This is a genomic window from Phytohabitans kaempferiae (genome assembly GCF_042433955.1).
Taxonomy (GTDB): domain Bacteria; phylum Actinomycetota; class Actinomycetes; order Mycobacteriales; family Micromonosporaceae; genus Phytohabitans; species Phytohabitans kaempferiae.
This window is the reverse complement of sequence record NZ_JBHLUH010000048.1, coordinates 1-13,781: the sequence shown is the minus strand read 5'-3', so window position 1 is coordinate 13,781 and position 13,781 is coordinate 1. Positions and strand designations below refer to the sequence as shown.

The window sequence follows — 13,781 nt, the reverse complement described above, 5'->3', positions numbered from 1 at the left end:
CGAAGCCGATCGCACCGTCCTCGGTGCGCGGAAAGGACGCACTCCCAAGCCGTCGAGGGCAATTCCTCGCCTCTCCATGGCTCCGTTTCGCTGTGCGGCGTGCTAGCCGATTGGTTCTGTCAGTGCTCGTGCTGATCACCGTCTCGTTCTTCATGATCCATCTCATCCCCGGCGATCCAATTCGCGCCGCCCTTGGCATCGACGCGCCCCAGGCACTCGTCGACGCCCGGCGCGAGGCACTAGGGCTCAACGACCCGATCCTCACCCAGTACTTCCGGTACCTGCTCAATCTGATTAGCGGGCAGTGGGGCCAATCGCTTTCCAGCGGCGAACCCGTGATGCAAGTCATCGCCTCGCGGCTGCCAGCATCACTGCAGATCGCCGTCCCGTCCTTCATGCTTGCGCTGCTGATCGGCGTGCCGCTCGGCGTCACCATGGCCGCACTGACACGCGGCGGACGGCGCCCGCGCACCGAGCTGACGTTCACTACGACGAGTATCGTGATCGACGCCATCCCGGGCTATTTCCTCGCCGTCGCGCTCGTGTTCGTCTTCGGAGTCAGCCTCGGGATCCTCCCCGTTGCCGGCCGGTCTGGACCGGAATCTTTCATCATCCCCGTCCTCGCCGTGGCGACTGCGCCCGCCGCGATGATCGCGCGGATTGTGAGAGTCGAGGTTCTCGCCGTTCTGCAGGCCGACCACGTCCGCACCGCACGCGCCAAACGGCTCCGGCCGTGGGCGGTTTACCTGCGGCATGCCCTGCCGAACGCAGCCACCGCGACCCTGACGATCGCGGGCATGATGCTCGGCGGAATGATCGCGGGAACCGTCCTCATCGAGAAGGTCATCTCCTGGCCCGGAATCGGCGGCACGATGGCCACTTCGATCATCGAGAAGGACTACCCCGTCGTCCAGGGCATCATCCTCGTGCTCGGGGCCACCGTGCTCGTCATCAATCTCGTTGTCGATGTCCTCCTCGCGGTCCTCGATCCCCGATCCACAATCCTGGAGCGCTGAGATGGCCAACGCACTGCCGGGAGCGGCGACAGAGGTTGCCCAGGACGCACGAGGCATCCCGCGGCGGCGGGCCGGACAACACGCGCGCCCCTGGAGAGAGGCCTTCCGGACCCCGCTCGGCATGACGGCAGCCCTCCTGCTGTCGATTGTCGTCCTGCTCGCCATCGCCGCGCCGCTCGTCTGGGGTGATGCCGCCAGCGCGATCGACACCTCGGCGCTCTCTGAGGGCCCATCCGCAGCTCATTGGCTAGGAACTGACTCCCTCGGTCGCGATGGCCTGTGGCGCGTGCTCGTCGCGACTCGCCTGTCCATCGTGTCGGCAGTGACTGCGACGGCGGGGGGTGTCCTCCTCGGCTTAGCTCTCGGAGCGGCGCCCTGGCTGTTGGGCGCTCGTGTCGGCCGCGTCGTCACTGCCGTCGTGAACATCGCGATCGCGTTTCCCTATCTTCTGATCGCCCTGTTCTTCGCCGTTATCTTCGGGGTCGGCATCGTTGGCGCGACCCTGTCGGTCGGGCTAGCGATGGCCCCCTACTACGCTCGGGTCGTACAGAACCTCGTGGCGGGCGTTGAGGAGAGGGATTTCATCGCCGCGGCCCGCACCCACGGGCAACGACGGGCGACCATCCTCCTCCGGCACATCCTGCCTAACATCGCCGAACCGCTCGCCATCAACGCGACGCTCAACGCCGGTGCGGCCTTGTTGTCTTTCGCGGGGCTGTCCCTGTTGGGCATCGGAGTGCAACCGCCCGAGTATGACTGGGGCCTCCTGATGAACGAGGGACTGCAATCGATATATCGCAACCCGGCTGGCGCGCTCGCCCCTGGCCTCGTGATCATCCTTGCGGCGCTCGCGTTCAACCTGCTGGGTGAGACGGTGGCCAAACACGCCGGCCATCATTCCACCGCCGGACAGTCCGCGCCACGTCCTGTAGCCCGTCGGCGAAATGGCCTGCGGAACCCCTCCGGCAACGCGCCGACCGATTCCGCCGTCCTTGCCGTCGAGGACCTCGTGGTAACGGTTGGCGGCAACGGTCGGACGGTCTCGCTGGTCCGCGGGATCGATTTCGTGATCGGCAAAGGCGAAGCCGTTGGTCTGGTCGGCGAATCGGGCTCCGGGAAGAGCCTCACCGCGCTCGCAGTGGCGCAGCTTCTCGAAGAGCCCCTGCAAGTGAACGCCGCCCGTCTGGATTTCCTCGGCACCGACCTCACCGCTTCGACCAACCAGGCGCGGCACCTGCTGGGAACCTCGATGGGCGTCATCTTCCAGAATCCCACCACCTCACTCAACCCCACTATGCGGGTGGGGGCGCAACTCGCCGAGGTCGCGACCACGCATCAACGAGTGCCGCGACGAACGGCGCTCGCGCAGGCCATCGAGCGGCTGCGTTGGGTTCGCATCCCTGCCCCTGCCCGCCGCGCCCGTCAGTATCCTCACGAGTTCTCGGGTGGCATGCGCCAGCGCGCCATGATCGGTATGGCCCTCATGGGCGAACCCTCGCTTCTGATCGCCGATGAGCCAACCACCGCTCTCGACGTCACAGTTCAGCGCCGTGTGCTCGACCTGCTTCAGGACATCCGGCGCTCCCGCGAGGTCTCGATCCTCTTCATCTCCCACGACCTGTCCGCTATCAGGCGCATTTGCGACCGGGTCCTGGTCATGTACGCCGGCCGGATTGTGGAGGACATTCGGATGGGGGAACTCCCTCAGGCTCGCCATCCGTACACGCGCGCGCTCCTGGCGAGCATCCCCTCGGTCACCGCGGACCGCACTCTGCCGCTAGCAACAATCCCGGGCCGGCCAGTGGACCTGTCCGCCGTCCCGAGCGGCTGCGCGTTCGCGCCGCGTTGCTCTTTGGCCGACGGGAAATGCCGGACACAGGACCCGCCGCTAAGACGCGAGACCTCAGGCAACCGGGTCGCGTGCTGGCACGCCGACATCCAGATACAACCAGCGCGCCCCAGCGCGAAGCCAGCCATCCTCGCCGATCCCAAGGAGCTGCGCGATGGCGAGTGAGCTCACCTTTGACGGGGTCGCGGTGCACTTCGGAACGGGACGTCATCGGACGGTCGCCGTCGACGGCGTCAATCTGGCGATTCCCGCTGGACGCGTCGTGGGCCTCGTCGGGGAGTCCGGGTCCGGCAAGTCGACTCTGGGTCGCGCAGCACTCGGGCTCGCGCCCCTGACGTCCGGAACCATCCGACTGGACGGGGTTCCGATCGGCCCGCGCCGAGGACGGCGTGAATCCAGGATCCAGATGGTCTTCCAGGATCCCTTCTCATCGCTCGACCCTCGGATGTCGATCGGCGATTCGATCGCCGAGGCGCTGCCGCGCGACGAAGCGCGGAGCCGCAACACCCGGCGCGCCGAGGTCGAGCGTCTCCTGGGTCTTGTGGGGCTGGACGGCGAACGTGCCGTTGACCTGCCCGCGAGCTTGTCGGGCGGACAACGGCAGCGGGTCGGAATCGCTCGCGCACTGGCCGCCAAGCCCGCGGTGCTCATCGCCGATGAGATCACATCGGCGCTCGACGTATCGATCCAGGCCGCGATCCTCAACCTCATCCGCGAGCTGCACGACCGCCTCGAGCTGTCGATGCTGTTCATCTCCCACGATCTCGCCGTCGTCCGCTACGTGAGCGACATTGTCGCGGTCATGTACCTCGGCCAGATTGTCGAGGTCGGATTGACGGATCAGGTGTTGTCCCGGCCGCGGCATCCGTACACACGTGAGTTGCTGTCCTCTCTATCGGAGGAGCCGACCCCCGCCGGTCCACCCGCCGTCGCCGACAACGAACCCGCCGATCCGCGCAATCCACCGCCCGGCTGCCGGTTCCACACACGCTGTCCAGTCGGACCACTCGTCTACCCGGATCGAACGGCTTGCCACGACGTCGCGCCGTCTGGCGACGGACGGTGGAATCTCGCGGCCTGCCACTTCGTACCCCTAGCGGACGACGTCGCAAGAGCGAAAATCATCCGATCATGAGCGGGACGACACTCGCTCGCGGCGAGGCACTGATGCGCTCGCGCCTGATTCAGGTTGAGTCCTATCGGGTGAAAGTCGACCTTACCCAAGGTGAGGAACTCTTCCACTCTCACACCGAAATCGAGTTCAGCGCAACCGACGGCGCCGGCACATTCATCGACCTCATGCCCGACGAGCTCCTGCGTGTCAAGCTTAACGGTCAGACTATCGATGTCGACTCGCCGGTTGACGGGGGACGGCTCTGGTTGGACAAGCTTCAGCCTCGCAATCTCCTTGTCGTTGACGGAATGTTTGCATACTCCCGGGGCGGGGAGGGACTCAAGCGTACGGTCGATCCCTCGGACGGCAGCGTCTACGTCGAGTCCATGGCTTTTATGGCTGGCGCCCGACGAATGTTCGCTGCCTTCGATCAGCCCGACCTTAAAGCACAGTTCACGATCGAGGTCGTCGCGCCCGCCGAGTGGGTAGTGATCTCGAACGAAGAGGAGACCGACCGGCAAGGTGCGGACGCGGGGACGGTCCTCGTCCGCTTCGCGCCGACGCCGCGCATACCTACGTACGTCGTCGCCCTGCTCGCCGGCCCCTTCGTCGGCACCCGGCGCATCGTGGAGACCGCACGGGGACGCGTGCCGTTAGGGGTATACACGACGAGCTCGAACTCGCCTCGCCTCGACGCCGAGGCCGTCCTCGATCTCGCGTACCGAGGCATGACCACCCTGGAATCTCTTTTTGCCACGCCGTTCCCCTTCTCGAAGTATGACCAGGTGTTCGGTACCGGTCGTGGCATCGGGGGGATGGAGAACGCTGGCGCGGTCCTCCTCGGCAGTGGCCTGCTCCCGGAAGGTTCCGACAGCGCCGACCAGGTCGCGGAACGCGAATACGTAGTTCTTCATGAGCTCGCGCACATGTGGTTCGGCGACTTCCTGACACCGGCTTGGTGGGACGATTCCTGGCTGAACGAGGCTTTCGCGACCTTCCTCAGCCACATCGTCCGTGCCCGACTCGGCAAGCCCGAAGAGGTGTGGGCTCGGTTCGCCCTCTATCGAAAGGCCAGCGCGCTCGAGGCCGACCAGCTTCCCGATCCGCACCCCATAGCACCAGACCACGTCCCTGACCTCCTGGTAGCCGCAGCCAACTTCGATGTAATCACCTACCGGAAGGGCGCGGCTGTGCTCCGGCAGCTCAGCGTGCTCGTCGGCGAGGAGCACTTCTTCAGCGCCGTGCGGGCGCTCCTCGCTCGCCATCCGTTCGGCACGGTGACCCGTGCCAAGTTCATGACCGCCCTCGAAGAACAGGCGGGTGTGGCCCTGGGGACATGGGCCGAGCGATGGCTGCGGAGCCCCGGTGTCGACGTGCTCGCCGCGGCCGTCGATGTCGATGACGACGGACGGTACCGTACCGTCGAGCTTCGCCGGGCCCAGAGCACCGCGCTCGCCGAGCCCCGCCCGCACCGCGTCGGAGTCGGGCTGTACACCGACACGGGGGGCCGGCTTCGGCGCACGTCCCGAGCGCATGTGACGCTCATCGGTGATCACGTCGAAATCCCCGAGTTCGCAGGCCTCCCGGCGGCCGACCTCGTCTTGATCGACGATGAAGACCTTGCCTACGCCCGCACACTCCTCGACGAGGAGGCACGCGACACCCTGCTCGCCGGACTCGGCCGGATCGACGACCCAATCGCGCTGGCGGTCGCCGCCCGAGCATTGAAGGATGCGACGCGAAACAGCGAGATTCCCGCGTCCCGGTACGTCGAATCGGCCCTGCACGCACTCGCCGCAAACCCGCCAGCGGCGGTGCAAGCCTGCTTGCTCGAGGGTGTCAAGCACGCGATCGTAGAGTGGGCCGCGCCCGGCAACATCCCAGATCTCCTAGATGCTCTCGTCCATTCCCTACCCCCGCAGTACGGGTCGATGGAAACCCAGCGTGCTTGGCTCTCCACGATCGCGCGGCTCGCAACAGACACTGGAAATGTCGGGCTTCTCGACGTTCTCGCGGCCACCAGTGCGGATGCCATCGTGGACCGTCAGGTGCGATGGTTGATAGTTCAGGCGAGGTCGGCGTGCGGCGCAATCGGGCGTGAAGTCATCGACGCCGAGTTCGACGCGGCGCCGGATCCCGCGTCTGCTGCCGAGGCCGCGACGGCGCGGGCGTTGATCCCGACGGCCGCAGCCAAGGCTGCGGCGTGGACGAGTGCCCTACGGGCCGACGGGATCGATCCGGAATCTCGCCGCGGCGTCATCACCGGATTCTGGAGCCCGAGACGTACCGATCTCCTAGGTTCATATGTCGCGCGATACTTCGCCGCGCTCAACGAGATTTGGGCGTTGGACGAAGGCGGTCCCGTCGCCACCATGGCAACCTCCGGTCTGTTCCCTCGACTGCCTCTGCCGGTGGTGGTCGAGCTTGCTCGTAAAGAGGCGGCACGGCCTCGGCCCGCAACACAGCGGCGCATCATCATCGAACACGCGGCGGCGCTGGAGTGCGCTATTGGCAACCGCCGCGTCGACGCCAAAGCGTCACACAAACGTCCTCGGCCAGATCCGCATCATGGTCGTCGTCCTCAACAAGAGAATTCCATTTTGAAAGGACGCTCTTGCAATGCGCAGCAGGAATAGCAGGCTCGGCACGGCCGCCGCGCTGGCGGGTCTCATCGCGGGAACCGCCATGGCCGGGTGTTCGACAACAGGAATGGACGCATCTGACACGATCACGATCGCCCTCGCTGCCAACCCAACCGGTGCTTTCGACCCATATCGCAACCGCGAGTTCGGAATCTCGGAGGTGGCCCCGTTCACGCACGACTCGCTTCTCTACAAAACCCCAGAGGGCGAGTTTGTCTCGAGACTCGCCGCGACCTGGAAGGCGGACAACACCTCCGCGACCTTCACTCTCACCCCCGGCATCACATGCGCCGACGGCAGCGCACTTACCGCGAAGGATGTCGCCGCCGCAATCAACTTCGCGAGCGACGCCGCCAACGCATCCTGGGCATACGGGTACTACACACCCACGGCCCCTCTGACCGCGGTTGGCGACGATGCGAGCCGGACGGTCAGAGTCACCGTCGCCCAACCATACGGCTACCTCCTTGACACCGTTGGCCTGCTTCCGATTCTGTGCGCGGCTGGGGTCAAAGACCCCGACTCCCTCGCCAACAGATCAAACGGGACGGGCCCCTACGTTGTCAGTGCGGTCTCGACTGGGGAAACCATCGAGCTAAAGCGGCGAGACGATTACGCTTGGGGTCCCGACGGCACAACCGTAGCGGATGCCCCCGCGACCGTGGTGTTCCGCCAAATCGCGGACGAGACGACCGCTGCGAACCTTCTCCTATCTGGGGACGTCAACATCGCCAACGTCAGCGGGCCGAACAGTGATCGCGTCAGGGCCGCAGGACTCGACTCGGCCGACGCCTACACCGCAGCGGCATGGCTTAACTTCAACCAACGGGAGGGGCGTGCCACTTCCGACCGACGAGTACGTGAGGCACTTGTCCACGCGCTCGACTTCAAGGAAGTCATCGCAGTCAGCACCAACACCCACGGTGTCGCGGCCGAAGGTCTGCTCGTAACCGAACCGGCCGTTTGCCCGACCAACGCGGTCGCCGGGGTGCTGCCGGGTCAGGATCTTGAGCGTGCGGCGAAGCTGCTCGATGAGGCTGGCTGGGTGCTGGGTTCCGACGGCAAACGCGTCAAGGACGGAGTGCCTCTGACGCTCGGGCTCCGCTACTGGACTGACCGCTCAGAACTTGAGCGTCCCACCGCCGAGCTCCTCGCCGCCAGATGGAAGGCGATCGGTGTGGGCATCGAACCCATCGGTGAGAACGTCGGCGGCCTAGTGAAGACACTTTACCAAACCGGCAATTTTGACGTGTACCTGCTTGGATGGGACCTGCGCCTTGGAAGCCAGTTCATCCCGTACCTCTCCGGGCCACTGCCGCCGCGTGGGCAGAACTTCATGGCCCTGGACAACCCGGAGTATGTCAAGCTGTCGGCCGAGGCGAACGCCACGACGCCGCCGCAAGGCTGTGACCTGTGGGGCAAGGCGGAGCGCGCCGTCGTGAATGACTTCGATCTTGTGCCGATTTCGAACCGCGTCACTTCGTTGTTCTATCGCGGAGTGACCGGACAGCTCACCCCTGTCGAGCCGACATCGCTTCGCGCTACGCAGTAGGACGGTCGAGTTCGCACCAATCACGGAGGAGGAAAAGATGAAGACCTTTCGCGCCGTCGTTGGCGGGACGGTGATAGACGGAACCGGGGCGCCGGGAAGGCCCGGCTGGACGGTACTCATCGAGGGCAACCGGATACGGTCGGTTCATCCGGATGGATCCGTCGAGCTGCCTGAGGGAGTCGAGATAATCGACGCTCACGGTTGTCACGTCATCCCCGGCCTCATGGACGCCAATGTTCACGTGACTGGTGCAAACACGACGGAACTGATGCTCCAATACGAGTCCGACTATAGTCCGCTCATCGACGAGGGGCTACAGATCGCACTCCGTGCCGGTGTTACGACGGTGTTCGACACGGCCGGCATCCTCGACGTGCTCGTCGCTGCGCGGGAGCGCGTCGAGAATGGCTCCCTTGTCGGCAGCCGGCTGTTCCTGGCGGGCCAGATCATCGGTTTCCCGGAGGCTTTCGGGCCCGACGCTGAGGGTCAGGCGTCGGGCATCTTCGGGCCAGACACGACTGCGCGGCTCGCGCCGCGCCTTGACCGGGGTGTCAATGCGGAACTTGTCAGGATGGCTCCCGACGAAGTACGCGCACATGTTCGGGAGTACATCGAGACGAGCGGCATCGACTTTGTCAAGTATGCGGCCTGTACGCACATCGACCCTGCGCAGGCGATTCCGTACATCACGTTTTCTGAAGCGGCCCAGCGCGCCATCGTCGAAGAAGGCCATCGGGCGGGCCTCACGGTCCAGGCCCACACCATGTCGCCGGAGAGCCTGCGAATGGAGATCGAGGCCGGCGCTGACATCCTGCAACACGGCAGCATTACGGGAAACAGACCGCTGCCCGACGAAACGCTAGAGGTGATCGTGGAGCGGCAGCTTCCGGTGGCAGCGCTACTGCCCAACGAGCGGTATCACACGTGGATGGAAGCGTACGGACCCGAGCCGCGTCGTAGCTACGCTTTCAATCGCATCCTTCAAGCCAACAATCGCCGACTTATCGAGGCCGGAGCCCGCCTTCTTCTCACAACGGACGGGTTCGTCGAGGGAAGCCACGTACGGTCGCACCCAGCGTGGTCATCGCTGCTCGATGGAGCCGTCGACTCCCCCTGGAAGCTCGGCGAGGGCCACTTCCTCTGGCTCGAAGCGGTGACCGAGATGGGCATGGCGCCGATGGAAGTGCTCCTCTCCGGCACGCGCTACATAGCGGAGGCCTACCAGCAGCCCGAGCTCGGCACACTCGAGCCGGGTAAGCGCGCTGACCTTCTGGTGCTCGACGGGGATCCGCTCCGCGACGTGCGCGCGTATCGGCGGATCGTCCAGATCGTCAAGGACGGCACACGTATCGACCGGAGTTCCTTGCCTACGCGGCGGATCGTCAGCGACCCGGACCATTGAGCAGCGTTGAAGAAGGAAGGAAGAACTAATGCCGGTGTATCGATATGGCTCGGACATCCTGGGGCGGCGAAACCGCCCCAAGTGGCTCGAGACGACCACGGTTGGATACTGGGAAGTTGACGCCGGACAGCGTCGACACGACCGCCATCACCACGACTACAACCAGTTGTGGTTAATCGCGCGCGGCAAGGCCAAGATCCTGGTTGACGGTGAGACTCATTACGTGCAGGCAGGCGACATAGTCGCGACGCGAGCGGGGACGGAACACGACATCCTGGAGACCTACGGGGAAGAGACCTTCGCGAAGTTCTTCCTGTATGAGCCGACACCGGTCAGCGAACCAGGACGGATCGCCCACCTCGCCCGCTCGCTCGACGAGCAGCCGCTCCATGAGGTGCCCAACCTCCCAGTTCCCGCTGACTTCCCGCCGCCATTCGACCATCGGTCGCCCCAGGACCCGGACGTCCTCCGCCGGATCAGTGCGGCGTTCGACGTAGACCCCGATGTCGACGCGTACGGTCGCCTCCTCGACACCCGCTAAGCCTCGATCGGCAACACGACGGGCCAACAGGAGCTTATTGTTACGGGGGTCGTGCCGGCGGCCCGTGATCTTCCGAACGGGAGGCATGGGCGCCGCGCCGACCCCGGCGTCCTGCGCTCCCCGAAGTTGTCTATCTAGCGTAGGGAAATGGAATCGACATGACCCGAACAGTTACCTCAGGCCTCGCCGGAGGGTCGACTTTGTTGCAGAACCGCCACTTCGTTGCTGCGATTCCCTCAAGCCCAGGAACTCTTGCACTCGGCGGGCACCGCGACGAACGTGATCCCCGAGCAAGCGATCGTCGACATAGAGTGCCGGCCGTTTAGCGCCACCAGGTGCACGCTCGAGGGCGCGGCGAACGAGCCACGCTAGGACGGCCTCCGTCACGACGAACTGATCGGCGAGCACTGCATCGGCGCCCTCGAAGACTTCATACCGGGCGACGGGATCTCTGCCGGTTCGACCGAAATATGGACCGTGTCGGGGCCTGCGCCGAGCATCCGCCCGTTCGTGCCGCTCGCGGTAGCAGGGTCACGCTCCATACCGTCGAGTTTGCCGCAGTATGGGGCGTCGGACGGTAGTTCACCGCACGAAGCTTGACTCGTCTCTCGCCTCTGAGCTGACCGTCGCCTCCACACGGGCGACCTCTCCGCGCGCTGCCCTTCCAGACCGCCGACGCCGACTCGAGGAGCAATCATGGCCCGGATCATCTCGACGATCGACTACCACACGGGCGGGGAGCCGTTCCGCATCACCGCGTCGCCGCCTGACATCGCCGGCGCGACCGTTGCGATGCGGCGAATGACGGCGATCGGCGACCCGGAGATCGACGGCCTGCGCCGTCTCCTGTGTTTCGAGCCCCGTGGGCACGCCGACATGTACGGCGGATTCATCGTGCCGCCCGACGACGAGGGTGCAGACTTCGGCGTGCTGTTCTGGCACAAGGACGGCTTCTCGACCGCGTGCGGGCACGGCACAATCGCCCTCGGCACGTGGGCTGTCGAGTCCGGCCGGGTCGCGAGTGGCGCGGGCATGAACGATGTCGTGATCGACGTCCCGTCGGGGCGGGTCATCGCGCGGGTCGAGGTCGACGGCGACGGCCGGGTTGCGGGGGTCGAGTTCGTTAACGTGCCCGGCTTCCTAATCGCGACGGACGTCCCGGTGTCGACGAGCGCTGGCGTGAGCCGCGCCGATGTCAGCTATGGTGGCGCGATCTACGCACAGGTCGAGGCGGCGTCGCTCGGCGTCGCGGTCGAGCCTGGGCAGGTCGACCGGCTCATCGCGCTCGGACGCGAGATCAAAGCGCAACTCGACGAGCAGCCGGTCGCCTTGCATCCGCACGACCCGCGGCAGAGCGGCATCTACGGCACGGTCTTCTGGGACGACCTCGGCACTGACGCCGAGGGGCGCCGGCACCAACGCAACGTCACGGTGTTCGCCGACGGGGAGGTCGACCGCTCGCCGTGCGGCTCCGGCACGTCCGCGCGCCTGGTGACCCTCGTGGGACGCGGGGAGCTCGTGGTCGGCGGGCACCTCGTCCACGATTCGATCGTCGGATCGCGTTTTCTCGGCACGGTGGTCGGCCGCACTCCCGGGAGTCCGGCCGACCTCGTCGCGACCACCGTCCGAGGGCGTGCCTTCCGCACCGGCGAGCACGAGTTCTCGGTCGACGACCGGGACGACCAGGTCCCCGGATTCGTGCTGCGTTGAACATCCTGACCCTCGGTGCAGACGAGGTGCTCTGCGCACTCGGCGCCGACGCGGCCATCGACGCGATCCTCGCCGCCCTGCGCGGGGGACTCACTCCGGCAGACGACCCGCCCCGCGCCCGCGTGCCGCTCGCCCACGGCCTGCTGCTGATGATGCCCGCCCAGGTTGGGGCAGACGCCGGAGTCAAAGTGATCGGACTCGCGCCGGGCAATCCCGCGCAGGGGATGCCGGTCATCCAAGGCACGTACCTGCATCTCGACGCGCGCACCTTTGCGCCGGTCGCGCTCCTCGACGGCGCGGCGCTCACGGCGCTCCGAACGCCCGCGGTCACACTCGCGGCCGTCCGCGATCGGCTCCGTACTGGGTCGGCCCCCCACCGCGTGATCGTCTTTGGCACGGGCGTGCAGGCACGGGCGCATCTCCGGGCGCTCCGCTCGGTCGTGGGCTGCGGCGAGCGCATCGAGACGGCGTGGGTCGTGAGCCGCCGCGGCGGCGACCCAGTCGAGGGGGCGGCCCGCCTCACCGCCGGCTCGCACGCCGCCGCGGCCGCGCTGCGGGAGGCGACGATCGTCGTGTGCGCGACGGATGCACGCGAGCCGCTCTTCGACAGCACCGACCTGGCCGCCGACGCGGTCGTCATCGCGGTTGGGTCGCACGAACGCGACGCGCGGGAGCTGCCGTCGGACGCGTTTCGAGGCGCGAGCGTTGTCGTCGAGGACCGCGCGACCGCACTCCGCGAGGCCGGTGATATAGTCATGGCCGTCCATGACGGCGCGCTCGCGCCCGACGAGCTCACGGAGCTCGTCCATATCGCACGCGGCTCGGCCGCGGTACCCGCCGAAGGGCGAGTGATCGTAAAGACCAGCGGGATGTCGTGGGAGGACGTGGTGATCGCGCGCGCGATCCTGGAACGACGAGGAAGGACCGGATGACGCTCGACGGAGCCCGCACGAGCACCCGCACATACGTCATGGAAGCGCTCCGCTCCGCGCTCGTGACGGGTGACTTGCGCCCGGGCGAGCGGCACTAAGCACCAGTACTCGCGAACCAGCTGGGCGTATCGGCAACGCCGGTCCGTGAGGCGATGCTCGACTTCGTGCGCATGGGCCTCGTCGAGGTCGAGGCGAACGCGGGCTTCCGCATCATAGCTCCGAGCCAGAAGGATCTCGACGACCTCCTCGAAGTGCGGCTCCTGCTCGAGGTCCCGTTAATAGGGAAGGTCGCGACCGCGTGCCGGCATGCCGAGATCGACGGCGGCCAGGAATTGGCGGTGTCGCCTACCCTCCACCCGACGCGATCTCGTCCAGCGTTGTGTAAACCCGGTCTACATTTGCGCGCGTGTGCGCGTGGGGGGCGACCGTGCTGTAGCGGTCGGAGATCCAGGCGGGGAGGCAGCATCGCCGTCTGGGCGGCGATGCTGCCTGGGTCACACGCTGCGTATAGCCGGATACGAAGCGGAACGCCGTCGATGTGGATCGCGACGGGGTGCATCTCGAAGCGCGGGTCATCGGAGACGACGGCCACGCCGCGGCCGGTCGTGGCGAGTGCCTGAGAGATCGTGCCGTTAGCGGCTCCGACCACGGTGTGGTGGGCGAAGTCGTGCGTAGCCAGCGCCGCGTCCAGCGCGGCCTGGGCGGCGAACGTCACCGGCACGACGATGAGCGGCCGGGTGAGGAGCATCTCCAGGTCGACGCTGCGGTGTCTTCGCCACGGGTCGGTGGTCGGCACATAGGCCCAGACCGGTAGGTCGGCGAGCAGAACCGAACGGTACGGCGACGCCGCTCGATGGGTTCCGATCGCGAGATCAGCAGCGCTTGCGAGCATCTGCGCGGCCGTGAGCCCGTCGCCGATCCGTACGTCCACCACCGGATCGTCCCGTGCGCTTATCGACAATGGGCTAGTAGTGCTTTGTCACTTCTGGGTGACTGGTGATGATTTCCGGTCTGTGGCTTGGT

Annotated in this window: 10 protein-coding genes; 9 read left to right on the top strand and 1 reads right to left on the bottom strand. The window is 66.3% G+C overall.

What is annotated here, in order from left to right; all coding sequences use genetic code 11:
* Window positions 1-23: 23 nt before the first annotated feature.
* From ACFFIA_RS23170 to ACFFIA_RS23130, 9 genes are all read left to right on the top strand, one after another.
* Window positions 24-1,016, top strand: a complete 993-nt coding sequence (locus ACFFIA_RS23170; RefSeq protein ID WP_377253740.1) for an ABC transporter permease — start codon at window positions 24-26, stop codon at window positions 1,014-1,016.
* Window positions 1,017-1,137: 121 nt separating this feature from the next.
* Entirely contained in the window at window positions 1,138-3,030 is a 1,893-nt protein-coding gene (locus ACFFIA_RS23165; protein WP_377253726.1) for a dipeptide/oligopeptide/nickel ABC transporter permease/ATP-binding protein, read from the top strand.
* Window positions 3,020-4,000, top strand: a complete 981-nt coding sequence (locus ACFFIA_RS23160) for an ABC transporter ATP-binding protein (RefSeq protein WP_377253725.1) — start codon at window positions 3,020-3,022, stop codon at window positions 3,998-4,000. Before ACFFIA_RS23165 ends, ACFFIA_RS23160 begins: the two co-directional genes overlap by 11 nt.
* The gene (pepN, locus tag ACFFIA_RS23155; RefSeq protein WP_377253724.1) at window positions 3,997-6,615 is read left to right on the top strand and encodes an aminopeptidase N; all 2,619 of its coding nucleotides are present in this window, start codon (window positions 3,997-3,999) and stop codon (window positions 6,613-6,615) included. The genes ACFFIA_RS23160 and pepN overlap by 4 nt, the downstream gene beginning before the upstream one ends.
* On the top strand, window positions 6,599-8,173 hold the full coding sequence (locus tag ACFFIA_RS23150; RefSeq protein ID WP_377253723.1) for an ABC transporter substrate-binding protein: 1,575 nt from the start codon (window positions 6,599-6,601) through the stop codon (window positions 8,171-8,173). The genes pepN and ACFFIA_RS23150 overlap by 17 nt, the downstream gene beginning before the upstream one ends.
* Before the next feature lie 37 nt (window positions 8,174-8,210).
* Complete coding sequence (locus tag ACFFIA_RS23145; protein WP_377253722.1) at window positions 8,211-9,575, top strand: amidohydrolase family protein; 1,365 nt, start codon at window positions 8,211-8,213, stop codon at window positions 9,573-9,575.
* Between the two features lie 28 nt (window positions 9,576-9,603).
* Window positions 9,604-10,116, top strand: a complete 513-nt coding sequence (locus tag ACFFIA_RS23140) for a cupin domain-containing protein (protein ID WP_377253721.1) — start codon at window positions 9,604-9,606, stop codon at window positions 10,114-10,116.
* A 696-nt stretch (window positions 10,117-10,812) separates the two neighbouring features.
* Window positions 10,813-11,826, top strand: a complete 1,014-nt coding sequence (locus ACFFIA_RS23135) for a proline racemase family protein (protein WP_377253720.1) — start codon at window positions 10,813-10,815, stop codon at window positions 11,824-11,826.
* On the top strand, window positions 11,823-12,758 hold the full coding sequence (locus ACFFIA_RS23130) for an ornithine cyclodeaminase family protein (RefSeq protein ID WP_377253719.1): 936 nt from the start codon (window positions 11,823-11,825) through the stop codon (window positions 12,756-12,758). Before ACFFIA_RS23135 ends, ACFFIA_RS23130 begins: the two co-directional genes overlap by 4 nt.
* 94 nt (window positions 12,759-12,852) lie before the next feature.
* On the opposite strand, the gene ACFFIA_RS23125 is transcribed toward ACFFIA_RS23130, so the two are convergent.
* Window positions 12,853-13,689, bottom strand: a complete 837-nt coding sequence (locus ACFFIA_RS23125; RefSeq protein ID WP_377253718.1) for a LysR substrate-binding domain-containing protein — start codon at window positions 13,687-13,689, stop codon at window positions 12,853-12,855.
* Window positions 13,690-13,781 lie beyond the last annotated feature (92 nt).